This window comes from Streptomyces agglomeratus, assembly GCF_001746415.1.
Classification (GTDB): domain Bacteria; phylum Actinomycetota; class Actinomycetes; order Streptomycetales; family Streptomycetaceae; genus Streptomyces; species Streptomyces agglomeratus.
In genome coordinates, this window is the sequence record NZ_MEHJ01000001.1 from 4,355,197 (window position 1) to 4,371,100 (window position 15,904).

The 15,904-nt window shown below is 71.1% G+C and carries 15 protein-coding genes; 11 read left to right on the forward strand and 4 right to left on the reverse strand.

The window, feature by feature from the left end:
- The first annotated feature begins 102 nt into the window (after positions 1–102).
- Positions 103–1,785: a glycosyl hydrolase family 28-related protein gene (locus AS594_RS18985; protein ID WP_069935945.1), complete on the forward strand. Its 1,683-nt coding sequence runs from the start codon at positions 103–105 to the stop codon at positions 1,783–1,785.
- Here the strand turns inward: AS594_RS18985 and AS594_RS18990 are convergent.
- A complete protein-coding gene (locus tag AS594_RS18990) occupies positions 1,775–3,088 on the reverse strand; it encodes an MDR family MFS transporter (protein ID WP_069928171.1) in 1,314 nt (437 codons plus the stop codon). The genes AS594_RS18985 and AS594_RS18990 overlap by 11 nt on opposite strands.
- A 148-nt stretch (positions 3,089–3,236) precedes the next feature.
- On the opposite strand from AS594_RS18990, the gene AS594_RS18995 reads away from it, so the two are divergent.
- Positions 3,237–3,998 (forward strand): phosphoglyceromutase, encoded by a 762-nt coding sequence (locus tag AS594_RS18995; protein WP_069928172.1) that lies wholly within the window; start codon positions 3,237–3,239, stop codon positions 3,996–3,998.
- Between the two features lie 124 nt (positions 3,999–4,122).
- Complete coding sequence (locus AS594_RS19000) at positions 4,123–4,419, forward strand: hypothetical protein (protein ID WP_141747171.1); 297 nt, start codon at positions 4,123–4,125, stop codon at positions 4,417–4,419.
- Between the two features lie 218 nt (positions 4,420–4,637).
- On the opposite strand, the gene AS594_RS44725 is transcribed toward AS594_RS19000, so the two are convergent.
- Positions 4,638–4,799 (reverse strand): hypothetical protein, encoded by a 162-nt coding sequence (locus AS594_RS44725; RefSeq protein ID WP_167368032.1) that lies wholly within the window; start codon positions 4,797–4,799, stop codon positions 4,638–4,640.
- 98 nt (positions 4,800–4,897) lie between these two features.
- A complete protein-coding gene (phoU, locus tag AS594_RS19005) occupies positions 4,898–5,590 on the reverse strand; it encodes a phosphate signaling complex protein PhoU (RefSeq protein WP_069928173.1) in 693 nt (230 codons plus the stop codon).
- A gap of 190 nt (positions 5,591–5,780) precedes the next feature.
- Here phoU and phoR point away from each other — a divergent pair, with 190 nt between their 5' ends.
- Together phoR and phoP are read left to right on the forward strand one after the other, a co-directional pair.
- The gene (phoR, locus tag AS594_RS19010; RefSeq protein WP_069928174.1) at positions 5,781–7,064 is read left to right on the forward strand and encodes a two-component system sensor histidine kinase PhoR; all 1,284 of its coding nucleotides are present in this window, start codon (positions 5,781–5,783) and stop codon (positions 7,062–7,064) included.
- Positions 7,061–7,741: a two-component system response regulator PhoP gene (phoP, locus tag AS594_RS19015; protein ID WP_028814608.1), complete on the forward strand. Its 681-nt coding sequence runs from the start codon at positions 7,061–7,063 to the stop codon at positions 7,739–7,741. The genes phoR and phoP overlap by 4 nt, the downstream gene beginning before the upstream one ends.
- A 123-nt stretch (positions 7,742–7,864) precedes the next feature.
- On the opposite strand, the gene AS594_RS19020 is transcribed toward phoP, so the two are convergent.
- Entirely contained in the window at positions 7,865–8,548 is a 684-nt protein-coding gene (locus AS594_RS19020; RefSeq protein WP_069928175.1) for a copper chaperone PCu(A)C domain-containing protein, read from the reverse strand.
- Between the two features lie 606 nt (positions 8,549–9,154).
- On the opposite strand from AS594_RS19020, the gene AS594_RS19025 reads away from it, so the two are divergent.
- From AS594_RS19025 to AS594_RS19050, 6 genes are all read left to right on the forward strand, one after another.
- Positions 9,155–9,637, forward strand: coding sequence for a CarD family transcriptional regulator (locus tag AS594_RS19025; RefSeq protein ID WP_006380568.1), 483 nt, complete (start codon positions 9,155–9,157; stop codon positions 9,635–9,637).
- 342 nt (positions 9,638–9,979) lie between these two features.
- Positions 9,980–10,735, forward strand: a complete 756-nt coding sequence (ispD, locus tag AS594_RS19030) for a 2-C-methyl-D-erythritol 4-phosphate cytidylyltransferase (RefSeq protein ID WP_069928176.1) — start codon at positions 9,980–9,982, stop codon at positions 10,733–10,735.
- The gene (gene ispF / locus AS594_RS19035; RefSeq protein ID WP_069928177.1) at positions 10,725–11,228 is read left to right on the forward strand and encodes a 2-C-methyl-D-erythritol 2,4-cyclodiphosphate synthase; all 504 of its coding nucleotides are present in this window, start codon (positions 10,725–10,727) and stop codon (positions 11,226–11,228) included. Before ispD ends, ispF begins: the two co-directional genes overlap by 11 nt.
- Positions 11,229–11,423: 195 nt before the next feature.
- On the forward strand, positions 11,424–12,827 hold the full coding sequence (gene cysS, locus AS594_RS19040) for a cysteine--tRNA ligase (protein WP_069930610.1): 1,404 nt from the start codon (positions 11,424–11,426) through the stop codon (positions 12,825–12,827).
- A gap of 91 nt (positions 12,828–12,918) precedes the next feature.
- Positions 12,919–13,875, forward strand: a complete 957-nt coding sequence (rlmB, locus tag AS594_RS19045) for a 23S rRNA (guanosine(2251)-2'-O)-methyltransferase RlmB (RefSeq protein ID WP_069928178.1) — start codon at positions 12,919–12,921, stop codon at positions 13,873–13,875.
- 142 nt (positions 13,876–14,017) lie between these two features.
- Positions 14,018–15,721, forward strand: coding sequence for a DoxX family membrane protein (locus AS594_RS19050; protein WP_069932542.1), 1,704 nt, complete (start codon positions 14,018–14,020; stop codon positions 15,719–15,721).
- Positions 15,722–15,904 lie beyond the last annotated feature (183 nt).

Genomic DNA, 15,904 nt, shown 5'->3' on the forward strand with positions numbered 1-15,904 from the left:
TCCTCCCCACCCCCTTTCCCGCACCGCCTCCTCGTGGCATGCTCGCCGCCGACGCACATCTGAACATCGTTCACATACATGTATCTGGAGGCGGGTGTGAGCATGGGTACCGGTCGATCCGGCATCAGCAGACGTGGTGTGCTCGGCGGCGCGATAGCCATAGCGGTGGCGGGCGCAGCTCCACCCGCGCACGGCGCCGCCCCACCCGCGCAAGGCGCCGACGGGCACACCTCCTCCCCCCTGTGGCGGGAGTACGCCGCCACGCCCTTCACCCACCCCCAGATCCCGTACGTCGGCCGGGCCGGCGCCCGCGCCGGAGCTACCCGCGTCCCCCGCCGCCCCGTCGTCGCCAACGTCCTCCACCACGGCGCCCGGCCCGACGGCTCGGACGCCGCCCCCGCGATCAACCGGGCCCTCGCCGCCGCCGGAGCCCGCGGCGGCGGCACCGTCCTCGTCCCGCCCGGTACGTACCGCATCGACGACGTGATCCGCATCGGCCACAGCGACGTCGTCCTGCGCGGCGCGGGCAGCGGCCGCACCAAGCTGCTCGCGACCAGGAACCTCACCGAGCTGATCGGTCCCTACGGCAGCCGCTACGGCGGTGACAAGTCGTCCTGGTCCTGGGCCGGCGGCCTCATCTGGCTCTGCCCCCAAGCGCGTTACGACTCCCTCACCGCCGCCATCAGGGCCGGTGCCTGGCCCTTCGAAGGCTGGACCGGCAACAGGCGCGACGCATGGCGGACGCTCACCACCCTCGCCCCCGCCGAGCGCGGCGACCGGACCGTCACCGTCCACGACGCCGCCCACCTGCGCACCGGCCAACTCGTCCTCCTGCGCCTGGCCGACGACCCCGCCCACACCCTGCTGGCGCACATCGCGGGCGACAGCGCCGGGGCCCGGGCGTACCCCTGGGCCGACAAGACCAAGCTGACCAGCTACGTCCCGTACGAATGGCCCGTACGCATCACCCGCGTCACCGGCCGCGAGGTCACCCTCGAACGCCCCCTGCCGCTCGACCTCCGCCCCGCCTGGGACCCGCGCCTCACCACCCCCGTCACCCCGCTCACCGGCTCGGGAGTCGAGGGCCTCACCCTCGAAGCGGTGGAGACGCCGCAGGCCCCGCACCTCCTCGACAAGGGCTACAACGGCGTCACATTCCAGTGCGCGTACGACTGCTGGGCCGAGGACGTCACCGTCCGCCACGCCGACAACGGCTTCGGCCTCGTCGCCGCCTCCGCCTGTACGCTGCGCCGCACCCGCGTCGAGGGCCGCGGCTCGCACCATCCGTACTTCTGCCGCGAGGGTTCGCACGACAACCTCGTCGAGGACTTCACGGTCGCCGCGCGCACCGCGCCCGCTCCCGCCGGGACCCAGCTCCACGGCATCAATGTCGAGGGACTGTCCAGCCACAACGTCTGGTCGCGCGGCGTCATGCGCATGGGCACCTTCGACACCCACCGTGGCATGCCGTTCGCCAACGTCCGCACCCAGATCACCGTCAACAACAACGGCCGTCACGGCGGCGACGCCTCCGCAGGCCCCCTGTACGGCGCCCGCTTCACCCACTGGAACGTCACCGTCACCAACGCCCGCGCCGGCCTCGTCAAGATCGACACCATCGCCCCGTACAGCGCGACCGTCGGCATCAGCGAGGTCAGGGAGTTCGACCAGACCGACGTACCCGACTTCACGGGCCCCCTGCACGCACGTCTCGAGGCATACGGAACCCCCGCCTCCGTGCAGCCCCCCAACCTCTACGAGGCGCAGCGCGACCTCAGCCGCTGATCTTCTCGCCGTCCGCCTCGGCAGGGGGGACGGGGGCGGCCGCGACCGGCGGAACCTCGTCCTTCGCGGCCGCGTCCGGGGCGTCCGAGTCGGCGAGCACCCGTCGCAGGCGCGTCGTGTACCCGGCGGCCGCCACGCACCCGACGACCCCGCAGCCGATCCACAGCGCGTCCGGGCCGGGCCCGTCCACGATCCAGCCCGCCAGGATCGGCGCGAGGAAGCCGGCCAGGGCCCAGGACATGCCCATGACGCCCTGGTAGCGACCACGCGCGTGGTCGGGCGCCAGCCGGGCGGTCGCGGCGGCGTTCGTCGGCACGTGGACCATCTCGCCGAGCGTCCACACCACCACGGTGACCGCGAACAGCAGCGGCGTCCCGGCCAGCGCGGTCGCCCCCGTTCCGGCGGCGAACAGCAGCGCGGAGACGGTGAGCAGCGCGGCCGGCGACCGCCGGTCGGTGATCTTGTTGACGAGCAGCTGGAAGCCGACTATCACGACGCCGTTGACCGCGATCACCATGCCGTACGCGCTCGGTTCGAGCCCTTCACCGGCCATGGTCAGCGGCAGGCCGACCCAGGGCGCGGTGAAGATGAGGCAGACGAGCAGGTTGAGCAGTACGAGCGTCCGGAAGGGCGCGTCCCGCAGGACTTCGAGCACGCTCACCTTCGGCTCGGCCACCGCCTCCTCGCCCTTGGCGAGTGGCGCGGCGACCGGCCGGGTCTCCGGCAGCCGCAGGAAGACGATCAGAGCGCACAGGACGGTGGCCGCCGCGTCCACCACGAACAGGGTCCGGTAACCGAAGACGATCGCCGCGCCGCCGCCGAGCGCCGCTATCGCGAAACCGAGGTTGAGAGCCCAGTAGTTGAGGGCGTACGCGCGCCGGCGCTCGTTCTCCGGCACCAGGTCGGCGATGGTCGCGCCGATCGCCGGCCGTACCGCCTGCATGGCCACGCCCATCAGGAGCACCACCACCGCGACCCCCACCGCGCTGGTCACCACGGCGAGCGCGGCCGCGCCCGCCGCCGTGCCCAGGTGCCCGGCGATCATCGTGGGCCGCCGCCCCCACCGGTCGGTGAGCATCCCGCCGAGCGGCGAACCGGCCACCCCGCCGAGCCCGTGCAGCGCGATGACGAGCCCCGCGTACCACGCCGAGTAACCCAGCTCCTGCGTCAGATACAGCGACAGGAAGGTGAGGACGAAGGCCCCGGTGCGGTTCACCAGCGTCGACGTCCACAGCCACCAGAAGCCGTCGGGAAGCCCCGAGACCGTTTCCTTCGCTGCACGTCCGAGCGTGGCTATGGACATTCGGTATCCCCCCGGGGACCTGCGGCGCGGCGGTGAGCGCCTGTAAGCGGCTGAAGCGGTTACCGCAACTTACAAGCGGGAAGCGGCCGCAGGCTACTCAATTGACGCGAGCAGTCAACCGTGCGGGGCGTCCATTAGTCTCGTACGCATGGCCGACGCACCGTACAAGCTGATCCTCCTCCGCCACGGCGAGAGCGAATGGAACGCGAAGAACCTGTTCACCGGATGGGTGGACGTCAACCTCACCGAGAAGGGCGAGAAGGAGGCGGTACGCGGCGGTGAGCTGCTCGTCGAAGCCGGCCTGCTCCCCGACGTCCTCCACACCTCGCTCCAGAAGCGCGCCATCCGTACCGCCCAGCTCTCGCTGGAGGCCGCGGACCGCCACTGGATCCCCGTCCACCGCTCCTGGCGCCTGAACGAGCGCCACTACGGCGCCCTCCAGGGCAAGGACAAGGCGCAGACGCTGGCCGAGTTCGGCGAGGAGCAGTTCATGCTCTGGCGCCGCTCGTACGACACCCCGCCGCCGGTCCTGGCGGACGGCACGGAGTTCTCCCAGTCGGACGACCCGCGTTACGCGACGATCCCCAGCGAGCTGCGCCCCCGCACGGAGTGCCTCAAGGACGTCGTCGAGCGCATGCTGCCGTACTGGTACGACGGCATCGTCCCGGACCTGCTGGCGGGCCGCACCGTCCTGGTCGCCGCCCACGGCAACTCGCTGCGCGGCCTGGTGAAGCACCTCGACGGCATCTCCGACGAGGAGATCACCGGCCTGAACATCCCCACCGGCATCCCGCTCTACTACGAGCTGGACGCCGACTTCCGCCCGGTCACCAAGGGCGGCACGTACCTCGACCCGGAGGCCGCGAAGGCCGCCATCGAGGCCGTGAAGAACCAGGGCAAGAAGAAGTAACACGCACGGATCGAGCCCCCTGCCGCGGAGTGTCCGCGGCAGGGGGCTCGGTGTTGCCGCGTGAGGTGAAGGTTCCTGACGGTCCGCTATGTACGCGATGTACGCGAAGAGGCGAGCGCACGATATGAGCGACACCCTGCTGACCACCCTGGCCACCGCCATGGCGCAGTTGGTCACGGCCATTGACATGACCGACGAGGACGAGGTCGATCCGGATCTGGCCACGACCTGGTTCGAGGACCTCGCCGACCAGCTCGGCAGGCTCCCCGCCGAGGACCAGCACCGGCTCGCGGCGCTCTTCAGGGAAGCGGCCATGGAGGAGACGCGTCCCGAGTTCCGGGAGGCGATGCTGGAGGTGCCGGAGAACTTCGGCCTGGAGGACGACGACGAGGACGCGTACGACGACGGGCACGCCGCGTAGACCGTCCCGGCTCCCGGTGCGGCTGCCGCTCCGGCTCGGCCCGGCTCCCGGTACGGCCGGTTCCGGCTCTCCGTACCGCTACGCCGCCGGCCTCAGCACGGCCGCCCTCGCCGGGGCATCAGCCCGGCGGCGCCGCATTCGGTGTTCGTACGCCATCGGATGTGAAAGGGGCCCCGTCCGCCTTCGGACGGGGCCCCTTCCGTACGCACCCGGTCGCCCTAGCCGCAGCAGCCGCCGCACTGGCACGGCGCGCCCGACTGGCAGCCGCAGCCGCAGCCGGCCCCGCAGCCGCAGGCGCCGAGCAGAGGCAGCACCGGCCGGTGGCGGGCCACTTCGACCGGTGGTTCCTGGTGGGATTCGGACGTGGGGGATTCGGCCATGGGGATCCTCCTCGAAGGCGCACGTGACGTACTCCTGCTGCCCATTGGATGCCCAGTCCTGCGGGCGCATCAACGGCGCACACGCGCAATCCCCGTACTTATTCGCCCTGCCCGGGCGCGGGCGCGGTGGCGGCCGCCGCCTGGAGCTCGTCCGCGTGCTCACCCGTCACCAGGTACACCACGCGCTTCGCCACCGAAACGGCGTGGTCGGCGAACCGCTCGTAGTACCGGCCGAGCAGCGTCACGTCGACCGCCGTCTCGATGCCGTGCTTCCAGCGGTCGTCCATCAGGTGCTGGAACAGCGTGCGGTGCAGCAGGTCCATCTCGTCGTCGTCGTGCTCCAGCTGGAGCGCGAGGTCGACGTCCTTCGTGGTGATGACCTCCGCCGCCTTCGCCATCAGGCGCTGCGCGAGCTGCCCCATCTCCAGCATCGTGGCGTGCAGGTCGTGCGGTACGGCCGAGGCCGGGAAACGCAGGCGGGCGAGCTTCGCCACGTGCTGGGCCAGGTCGCCCGAGCGCTCCAGGTCGGCGCTCATCCGCAGTGAGGTGACGACAATCCGCAGGTCCGTGGCGACGGGCTGCTGGCGGGCCAGCAGTGCTATCGCGCGGGCCTCCAGGTCGTGCTGGAGATCGTCGACCTTCTGATCGGCGGCGATCACGCTCTCGGCGAGCTTGAGGTCCGCGTCGAGCATGGCGGTGGTGGCCCGCCCGATCGCGGACCCGACGAGCCGGGCCATCTCGACCAGGGCTTCACCGATCGAGTCAAGTTCCTCGTGGTACGCGTCGCGCATGAAAGTCCCTCTCTTGTCTTACTGAGGCCAGCCTCTGAACCCCACGCTCCCACGTTCTGTCCGTTACGCGTCCGATTCCGGCACCCCAAGTGAACCAACCCCATCCCCTCGGTGAACTCTGAGCGACGAGTGTTCGAGCGGCCACCCTTTTGGCTGGGGGAGTGTCACAGCACCCGCTTAACCTGGGTGCATGGACGTGAACGCGGCAGTCGCCGCAGCAGCAGCGATCGCCGGTCTCCTGACCGGTGTGATCGCCGTGCTGACGTTCCGCTGGAGCGAGCGCGAGCAGGCCAGGCCCACCCGGTCCTCCATGCGCCCCGACGTCAACGCGGTGCTGCCGCCGGGCGTCGACACCGTGCTGTCCGTGCTCCGCTCCTCCGCCGTCGTCCTGGACGAGAGCGACAGCGTCGTCAAGGCCAGCTCGGCGGCGTACGCGCTCGGCCTCGTCCGGGGCGGAAAGCTGGCCGTGGACCCCATGCTCCACATGGCCCGCGACACCCGCCGCGACGGCGAGATACGCCAGGTCGAACTGGACCTCCCGCGTCGTGGCACGGGCCGTGGCGAGGCTCTCGCGGTCTCCGCCCGCGTCGCCCCGCTCGGCTCGCGCCTCGTACTGCTCCTGGTGGAGGACCTCACCGAGGCCCGCCGCATCGAAGCGGTACGGCGCGACTTCGTCGCGAATGTCAGCCATGAGCTCAAGACTCCTACCGGCGCGCTCTCCCTGCTCTCCGAGGCCGTCATGGACGCCGCGGACGACCCCGAGGCGGTCACCCGTTTCGCGGGCCGCATGCAGATCGAGGCGACCCGCCTCACCAATCTGGTCCAGGAGCTCATTGATCTTTCCCGCGTCCAGAACGACGACCCGCTGGAGGACGCCGAGCCGGTCCGCGTCGAGGAACTGGTCGCCGAGGCCATGGACCGCAGCCGCCACTCCGCCTCCACCAAGAACATCACGATGGCCGCGGGCGGCACCGAGGGCCTGCGCGTGTGGGGGAACCGGGGGCAGCTCGCCGCCGCCCTGGGCAACCTCGTCGAGAACGCCGTCAACTACAGCCCCGCCCGCACCCGCGTCGGCATAGCCGGGCGCCGGATCTCCGCCCCCGGCGGGGACCTGATCGAGATAGCCGTCACCGACCAGGGCATCGGCATCTCCGAGAAGGACCGCGAGCGGATCTTCGAACGTTTCTACCGCGTGGACCCGGCCCGCTCCCGGGCCACCGGAGGCACGGGCCTCGGCCTGGCCATCGTCAAGCACGTGGCCGCCTCGCACGGCGGAGAGGTCACGGTGTGGAGCTCCGAAGGACAGGGCTCCACCTTCACCCTGCGACTGCCCGAGGCAGCCGCGCCACGCGACCGGTCCCCGGTCGCCGTCCCGGACGACGACGAAGCCGACGAGCACACGGACAACGCTGCCGGCGGCCCGTACGAGACCACTGATCGCGAACCCATTCCCCACCCGGAGGTCCTTCCGTGACCCGAGTGCTCGTCGTCGAGGATGAGGAATCCTTCAGCGACGCCCTGTCCTACATGCTGCGCAAAGAAGGCTTCGAGGTCGCCATCGCGGCCACCGGCCCCGACGGGCTCGACGAGTTCGAGCGCAACGGCGCCGACCTCGTCCTGCTCGACCTCATGCTCCCCGGCCTGCCCGGCACCGAGGTCTGCCGCCAGCTGCGCAGCCATTCCAATGTTCCGGTCATCATGGTGACCGCCAAGGACAGTGAGATCGACAAGGTCGTCGGGCTGGAGATAGGAGCCGACGACTACGTCACGAAGCCCTTCTCCTCGCGGGAACTGGTCGCCCGCATCCGCGCCGTCCTGCGCCGCCGCGGAGAGCCAGAAGAGGTCACGCCGGCCGCCCTGGAGGCCGGACCGGTCCGGATGGACGTCGACCGCCACGTGGTCACGGTCGGCGGCGGAAAGGTCGACCTCCCGCTCAAGGAGTTCGACCTCCTGGAGATGCTGCTGCGCAACGCGGGCCGGGTCCTCACCCGTATGCAGCTGATCGACCGCGTGTGGGGCGCGGACTACGTGGGCGACACGAAGACCCTCGACGTCCACGTGAAGCGCCTGCGCGCCAAGATCGAGCCGGACCCCGGCGCACCGAGGTATCTCGTCACGGTCCGCGGCCTGGGCTACAAGTTCGAGCCGTAAACCGCGAAGCCGTAAACCGCGATGCCGCTCAAGCGGAAGGGGGCGCCCCGCCGGTACCAACCGGTGGGGCGCCCCCTTCCGCGTACTGCGTGCGTACGGGCGTCAGTGCTCAGTGCTCAGCACTCAGTGCTCCGCGCCGTGCTCGTCCGCGTCGTCGGAGGACTGCGCGTCGGAGGACTGCGAGACACCCTGGGACGGGCTCGACGAGGCCGTGGAGCCCGCCTCACCGGCGGGCGAGCCCGTCGGGGACGCGGTCGCCGAGCCGGACGGCGACTGGGCCGGCGCCTTCGGGAGCCGGCTCGGGCCGACGTCCTTGAAGTACTGCGTCGCCGGAACCACGAACGCCCGCAGCTCGACCGTGCCGGTCTCGCTGAGCTCGAAGCGCACCGGCTGCGCGTCGCCGTCCTTGGCCGCTTCGCGGCCGTCCTCGATCACGGCCGAGGCGTTGCCCTTGCCGCCGAGGAGCAGCGAGCCGCCGGCCGGCACGGTCAGCGGACCGGAGCCCTTGGCCGGCTTGAGCGTCACCTTGGTGCTGGTGCCGGGCAGCGAGACCGCTTCGAGCGTCTCGGCCTTCGTGCCGTTGTTGAAGATCATGCCGGTGACGGCCGCCGGACCTTCGGCGTCGATCTCGGGCTGCGTGACGATCGTCGCGTTCTGGATCTTGATGTCGTCGACGGAGGCTGCGGCGTTGTCCGGCCTGACCCCCAGCGTCTGCGCGTCGTTGCCCGCCCCGCAGGCGGCAAGCGAAGCGATCGAGAACACGATGGCGGTTGCGGCAAGGGCACCGCGTCGAAGGCTGCTGCTCACGGCGGCGGCATCTCCAGTCAGAGGTACGGACGTACGGGCGGGCGGACAGTGGCGGTGTCGAGCGGCGTAAAGCCGCCCCAATGGTGTGTCAGCGCGCTTAGGTTACCGAGCCGTCGACCGGCCCTCGCACCCGACCCGCCCCACCCGGCCGCCCATACCGGCCACCGGAGACGCGGCGGCGGACACGGCGGCTTGTTTCGCACGGCCTTCACATATCCGGGGAGGGTGACCCGGCGTCCCGAGTGCGGATTATCCGTAAGGAATGCAGGCGGGCCGGAGAATTGATCACCGGGGCCCGTGATCAATTTTTGTTTCCGGCCGAACGGGTGACCGATGGCCGAACGGAGTACACCAAGTTCACCGCTTGGAACCCGGCAAAACGGGACGTTCGGCCTCTTCGGAGGGGTCGGTGATGTGTGTAACGTACGCGTTTCTCTCCGCCCGTACAGCCGCTCCGACCTGCGAATACCCGCTTCCGCAAGCCCCGCGCAGCACGTTCCTGTTGCTGTTGTCAAGCCCCGAGATATGCCCTGACCTGCGGAAACGCCATTCAGAAGAAGCCGTATCCGTGTTACTCTGGATAGCCACGGAAGGGGTACCTGTCACATGACGTTCAAGGTTGGCGACACCGTGGTCTATCCCCATCACGGGGCCGCGCTGATCGAGGCTATCGAAACTCGCCAGATCAAAGGCGTGGACAAGACCTACTTGGTGCTCAAGGTCGCCCAGGGTGACTTGACTGTTCGTGTGCCTGCGGACAATGCGGAGTTCGTCGGTGTACGCGATGTAGTCGGTCAGGAAGGTCTCGACCGGGTCTTCGAGGTGCTGCGCGCACCGTATGCCGAAGAGCCGACGAACTGGTCCCGGCGCTACAAGGCAAATCTCGAGAAGCTCGCCTCCGGCGATGTCATCAAGGTCGCCGAGGTAGTCCGCGACCTGTGGCGTCGTGAGCGCGAGCGCGGTCTCTCCGCAGGTGAGAAGCGCATGCTCGCCAAGGCACGCCAGATTCTGGTGAGCGAGCTGGCACTCGCGGAGAACACCAATGAAGACAAGGCCGAGGCTCTGCTCGACGAGGTCCTCGCGTCCTGACTCCGGGTCCAGGGGCTCCTTCCCTGATACCCAGTAATGATGCCGCGGTGCCCGCCGACAAGGTTCCCAGCCCTTGTTGCGGGCGCTGCGGCATGTCGCGTTCCCTCCGCGTTTGTCCGCGCGCCTGATCCCCGCCCTCGCATGCCCCGGCGCCGTACTTCCACGCCCTGATCCCTGGTGCTCCGGTGTGCCGGGCCCGGGCAGCCGCCTCGACCAGTCGTCACGGAAGGGGCCGGTCAAGGCGTCGCGCCCAGCACGTTTGTGGCCATACCCACGAAGCCCGCGGACACAAACCTGGCGGACCCAAACCCTTCCCGAAGCACGTCGGCCCCGGAGCTACCGATGACAGACGAATCGCGCCCCACCCCCACCCCGCGCACCGCCGCCGTGATCCCCGCGGCCGGCCGCGGAGTACGGCTGGGCCCCGGCGCGCCCAAGGCGCTGCGCACGCTGAGCGGCACCCCCATGCTGATCCACGCGGTACGGGCCATGGCCAACTCCAGGGCCGTCTCGCTCGTCGTCGTAGTGGCACCCAAGGACGGCGCCGTCGAGGTGAAGAACCTGCTCAGCGAGCACGCGCTGCCCGAGCGGACGGACTTCCTGGTCGTACCGGGCGGCGAGACCCGCCAGGAGTCGGTGCGGCTCGGTCTGGCAGCCCTCCCGGCCGACATCACGGCGGTCCTGGTGCACGACGCGGCCCGCCCGCTCGTACCCGTCGACACCGTCGACGCCGTCATCGAGGCCCTACGGGACGGGGCGCCGGCCGTGGTGCCCGCCCTGCCGCTCGCCGACACCGTCAAGGAGGTCGAGCCCGGGGAGAAGGGCGCGCCCGAGCCGGTCGTCGCGACGCCCGCGCGGGCCCGCCTGCGCGCCGTGCAGACACCGCAGGGCTTCGACCGGGCCACGCTCGTGCGCGCGCACGAGACGATCGCGGCGAGCGGGGAGGGCGCGACGGACTGCGCCGGCATGGTCGAGCAGCTCGGCGTGCAGGTCGTGGTCGTCCCCGGCCACGAAGAGGCATTCAAGGTGACCCGGCCCCTGGACCTCGTCCTGGCCGAGGCGGTACTCGCCCGCAGGAGGGCAAACGATGGCTTCTGAGACCCCGTCCCTCCCCGCGCTGCCGCTGGTCGGCATCGGGACCGACATCCACGCCTTCGAGGAAGGCCGCGAGCTGTGGTGCGGGGGCCTGCTCTGGGAGGGCGAGGGCCCCGGACTGGCCGGCCACTCGGACGCGGACGTCGTCGCGCACGCCGCCTGCAACGCGCTGTTCTCCGCCGCCGGGCTCGGTGACCTCGGCGCGCACTTCGGCACGGGCCGGCCCGAGTGGTCCGGTGCGTCGGGCATCACGCTGCTGACAGAGGCGGCGCGGATCGTACGGGCCGAAGGTTTCGCCATCGGCAATGTCGCCGTGCAGGTCGTCGGCGTACGGCCGAAGATCGGCAAGCGGCGCGAAGAGGCGCAGAAGGTGCTGTCGGAGGCGGTCGGTGCGCCGGTCGCCCTGTCGGCCGCGACGTCGGACGGCCTCGGGTTCACGGGCCGGGGCGAGGGTCTGGCCGCGATCGCCACGGCGCTGGTGGTCCGTACGGGCTGAGCGGCAGACGCCTGCGCGGGCTTGCTCCCCACCCCGCCCCTTCCCGAACTGGGGGCTAGCCCCCGCCGGGGGCAAGCCCCCCGGCCCCCCGGACCCCGGACGGGCCGGATGTCCTGCCGCACCCCTCGGCAGGACACTCCCTCCCAGAACCGCAAGGGTCGCAAGGCACTGTCGTCCGCCCACTACCCTGGTGTGGTGACTATTCGGCTGTACGACACCAGCGCCCGGCAGATTCGCGACTTCTCCCCGCTCACACCGGGCTGCGTCTCGATCTACCTCTGTGGCGCTACCGTGCAGGCCGCCCCGCACATCGGCCACATCAGGTCGGGCCTCAACTTCGACATCATGCGCCGCTGGTTTAGCTACCGGGGCTACGACGTGACGTTCGTCCGCAACGTCACGGACATCGACGACAAGATCATCAACAAGTCGGCCGAGCAGGGCCGCCCCTGGTGGTCCATCGGGTACGAGAACGAGCGCGCCTTCAACGACGGCTACGACGCCCTCGGCTGCCTCCCGCCCACCTACGAGCCCCGCGCCACCGGCCACGTCACCGAGATGGTCGAGATGATGCGCGGCCTCATCGAGCGCGGGCACGCGTACGCGGCCGACGGGAACGTCTACTTCGACGTGCGGTCCTTCCCCGGCTACCTGGAGCTCTCCAACCAGGAGCTGGACAACCTCCTTCAGCCGTCCGGCGACGGCGAGACCGGCAAGCGCGACCCGCGCGACTTCGCCATGTGGAAGGCCGCGAAGCCCGGCGAGCCGAGCTGGGAGACCCCGTGGGGACGCGGGCGCCCCGGCTGGCACCTGGAGTGCTCCGCGATGGCCCACAAGTACCTGGGCACCGCCTTCGACATCCACGGCGGCGGCATCGACCTGATCTTCCCGCACCACGAGAACGAGATCGCCCAGGCCAAGGCGTTCGGCGACGACTTCGCCACGTACTGGGTGCACAACCACTGGGTCACCATGGCCGGCGAGAAGATGTCGAAGTCACTGGGCAACTCGGTGCTCGTGTCCGAGATGGTCAAGGCGTGGCGCCCCATCGTGCTGCGCTACTACCTCGGTACGCCCCATTACCGCTCCACCATCGAATACAGCGAGGAAGCCCTGCGCGAGGCCGAGTCCGCCTTCGCGCGCATCGAGGGCTTCGTCCAGCGGGTGATGGAGAAGGCGGGCGGCGTCGTCGAGCCCGCCACCGAGGTCCCGCCCGCGTTCGCCGAGGCGATGGACGACGACCTGGGCGTCCCGCAGGCGCTCGCGATCGTCCACACCACCGTGCGCCAGGGCAACTCGGCGCTGGCCGCCGACGACAAGGACGAGGCCGTCGCACGGCTCGCGGAGGTACGGGCGATGCTCGGCGTCCTCGGCCTCGACCCGCTCGCCGAGCCGTGGTCGGGCGGCGGCACGGAGCGCGGCGAAGACCTCCACGGGGTCGTCGACACGCTCGTACGCCTCGTACTCGACCAGCGGCAGTCGGCCCGCGACCGCAAGGACTGGGCCGCGGCCGACGCGATCCGCGACCAGCTCCAGCAGTCCGGACTCGTCATCGAGGACAGCCCGTCGGGCCCGCGATGGACCCTCGGGTCCCGCTGACCGGCACGCGCGATGTGCCGCCCGGCGTCCCGGGCGGCACACTTTCACTTATACGTACGCACGTCTGAAGCAACGGAACAGGTAACAGGTCATGGCCGGGAACAGCCAGCGCAGGAACCGCCGCACGTCCAACAAGAAGGGCGCTACGGTCGGCAGCGGTGGCCAGCGGCGCAAGGGCCTCGAAGGCAGGGGCCCGACGCCGCCCGCCGAGGCCCGCAAGAAGCACAAGAAGAACCGCATCGCCACAGCCAAGGCCAAGCAGGCCGCGGTCCGCCGCCCTGCCCCCCGTCGCGGCGGCGCCAAGGGCACGTCCGAGATGGTCGTCGGCCGCAACCCCGTCTTCGAGGCGCTGCGCGACGGCGTACCGGCGACCACCCTGTACGTCCAGCAGTACATCGACAACGACGAGCGGGTGCGCGAGGCGCTCCAGCTCGCGGGCGAGCGCGGCAACATCAACCTGATGGAGGCCCCGCGTCCGGAGCTCGACCGGATGACGAACGGCCTGAACCACCAGGGCCTCGTCCTCCAGGTCCCGCCGTACGAGTACGCGCACCCGGACGACCTCACGGCGGCGGCGTACGACAAGCACGAGGACCCGCTGATCGTCGCCCTCGACGGCGTGACCGACCCGCGCAACCTCGGCGCCATCGTCCGCTCGGTCTCCGCGTTCGGCGGCCACGGCGTGGTCGTTCCGGAGCGCCGCGCGGCGGGCATGACGGCCGGCGCGTGGAAGTCGTCCGCCGGTACGGCGGCCCGTACCCCCGTCTCGCGCGTCACCAACCTGACGCGCGCCCTGGAGGGCTACCAGAAGGCCGGGATCACGGTCGTCGGCCTCGCGGCGGACGGCGAGCACACGGTCCAGGACCTGGAGCAGCTCGGCGGCCCGGTCGTCATCGTCATCGGCAGCGAGGGCAAGGGCCTCGGCCGCCTCGTCGGCGAGACCTGCGACTACCTGGTCCGCATCCCGATGCCGGGCGGCGCGGAGTCGCTGAACGCCGGTGTGGCGGCGGGCATCGTGCTCTGGGAAGCGGCGCAGCGCCGGCGCTGACGCCACCGACCGCAGCCGGCGCGGCGGCGCGTCGGCACGGGCGGGAAGTGTGGTCGGTTATGTCCCGGTAAGGGTGTCTTGACGGGTCTCGGACAGATCGAGGGCGTCAAGGCAGTGTCCTAACGACACGTCACTCGGTTAGATGAGTGTGGACACCAGAACACCCGGGTTCGACGATCAGCCCGCCCTGAGCATGGTCAAGGTGCCCTGCGACCCAGCGCAGGTCATCGTCAACCACGCCAGCTTCCGCGTGCAGCTCGCCCCGGCCCAGAGCCGGCGGCCCGTCCCGCCGTACGCGGGGGCGGGCGGTGTGGGCAGTGGCCTGGGGGACACCCCGCGCATTCCGGCGATGGCCGGTGCGACCTCAGGCCGACGGCGGTCGCCTGTGGTCTGGAGCGGGAAGTCCGAGCCGGGCGACCCCGGCGCGACCGGACTCCTCCAGGCCGTACGTAACTCCTCCGCCGGCGAGCGCCTCGACAGCGGCGCCACGCAGGTCATCCCCCGGCTCTCCCCGGGCGAGACCGCGGAGGACACAGCGGCCATCCCCACCATCATCGGGCCGCGCGGCTCTGAGCCGCCCATGACGCGGATGCTGCCCAGAACGAAGCAGGCCGTCGGCGCGTACGACGCGCCCGAACGGGACGGCGACGACGCCTACACCCGCCAGTTCGACGACGACGCCTACGACGAGGACGAGTACGCCGAGGACGGCGAGCGCGCCCGCCGCGCCGACGCGGTCCGGCACGCCTACTACCCCGGGCGGCGGATGAACCTCGGCGTGGTGCTGCTGCCGCTCCGCGTGTTCCTCGGCTTCATCTCCATCTACGCCGGCATGGGCAAGCTCTGCGACCCCGTGTACTTCGACGGCGGCGAACGCGGCTCCATGGTCAAGTGGCTCACCTCGCTGCACCCCTGGACCGTCGCCGAGCCGCTGCGCGACTTCGCCCTGAGCCACCCGGTGGGCGCCGGCCTCACCGTGGCGTTCCTCCAGGTCGTCGTCGGCGTGCTCACGGTGCTCGGACTGTGGCAGCGCGTCGCCGCCTGCTTCGGGACGCTGCTCTCCGCCGCGCTGATCATGACGGTGAGCTGGAAGACCGTACCGGCGTACGACGCGCCCGACATCATCTACCTGGCCGCCTGGTCGCCGCTGATCATCGCGGGCGCGCCGGTCTACTCGATCGACGCGCGGCTCGCCGGTGAGGCGTGGCGCAAGCTCGGTCCCCGTTCCGAGCTGTGGGAGCTGCGGCGGCGCGTCCTGCGGCGCGGCACCGTCGTCGCCTCCCTGGTGGTCGGACTCACACTGCTCATCGGCTCGATGCTGGGCGGGGCCGTACGTTCCTCCGACATGGTCACCGTGCCGGGCCCGAACGACGACCCGACCAACCACCTTCCCGGGGCCCCGCTGCCCCAGGAGACCGGCAGCAGCACGGGCCGCGCCTCGCAGAGCCCGTCCAGCCGCAACCCGTCGCCGTCCGCGAGCAGTTCCGCCGGGCCCTCCGCCACGGCGACGACGCCCGGCACGGTCCGCGAGACCGCCACGGTCGGCCCGGACGCCCAGCGGCCGAGCCAGACGCAGGGGGCCACGGCGGGTCAGGCACCGCCGCCCCAGCAGCAGCCCGCACCTCCGCAGGCGCCCACCACGAGCGCGGGACCGACGTCCAGCGGCGGTGCCGGCAGCGGCGGGACCACGGGCGGCACCACCACCACCGGCGGCGGCACGACGGGCGGCGGCACGACCGGCGGCACGACCGGCGGCACGACGGGCGGAAGCGCCACCGGCGGCACCGGCGGCAACGGCGGGAGCGGCGGCAACGGCGGCCGTGTGATCGGTGGCCTGCTCGGCTAGCCCGGCCACACGCGACTGCCGAAGGCACGCCACGAGTACGGCGAGAGTACGGCGAAGGCAGGACGAAGGGCCCGGCGCACGGGATGCGCGCCGGGCCCTCCGCCGTGCACCAGAGCCCTTCTCGCGGCGTACGGGCACCGCTCGCGGCGGGTACCGCACGAGAACTCGCCGTGGCGCTGCTCG

What these genes read in the sequence shown, in the direction of transcription:
- phoU (WP_069928173.1), bottom strand. Translation starts at nt 5,590, where the DNA reads ATGCGCGACGCGTACCACGAGGAACTTGACTCGATCGGTGAAGCCCTG.
- ispD (WP_069928176.1), top strand. Translation starts at nt 9,980, where the DNA reads ATGACAGACGAATCGCGCCCCACCCCCACCCCGCGCACCGCCGCCGTG.
- AS594_RS19050 (WP_069932542.1), top strand. Translation starts at nt 14,018, where the DNA reads ATGAGTGTGGACACCAGAACACCCGGGTTCGACGATCAGCCCGCCCTG.
- AS594_RS19000 (WP_141747171.1), top strand. Translation starts at nt 4,123, where the DNA reads ATGAGCGACACCCTGCTGACCACCCTGGCCACCGCCATGGCGCAGTTG.
- AS594_RS19025 (WP_006380568.1), top strand. Translation starts at nt 9,155, where the DNA reads ATGACGTTCAAGGTTGGCGACACCGTGGTCTATCCCCATCACGGGGCC.
- ispF (WP_069928177.1), top strand. Translation starts at nt 10,725, where the DNA reads ATGGCTTCTGAGACCCCGTCCCTCCCCGCGCTGCCGCTGGTCGGCATC.
- rlmB (WP_069928178.1), top strand. Translation starts at nt 12,919, where the DNA reads ATGGCCGGGAACAGCCAGCGCAGGAACCGCCGCACGTCCAACAAGAAG.
- AS594_RS44725 (WP_167368032.1), bottom strand. Translation starts at nt 4,799, where the DNA reads ATGGCCGAATCCCCCACGTCCGAATCCCACCAGGAACCACCGGTCGAA.
- AS594_RS18985 (WP_069935945.1), top strand. Translation starts at nt 103, where the DNA reads ATGGGTACCGGTCGATCCGGCATCAGCAGACGTGGTGTGCTCGGCGGC.
- AS594_RS18995 (WP_069928172.1), top strand. Translation starts at nt 3,237, where the DNA reads ATGGCCGACGCACCGTACAAGCTGATCCTCCTCCGCCACGGCGAGAGC.
- phoR (WP_069928174.1), top strand. Translation starts at nt 5,781, where the DNA reads ATGGACGTGAACGCGGCAGTCGCCGCAGCAGCAGCGATCGCCGGTCTC.
- AS594_RS18990 (WP_069928171.1), bottom strand. Translation starts at nt 3,088, where the DNA reads ATGTCCATAGCCACGCTCGGACGTGCAGCGAAGGAAACGGTCTCGGGG.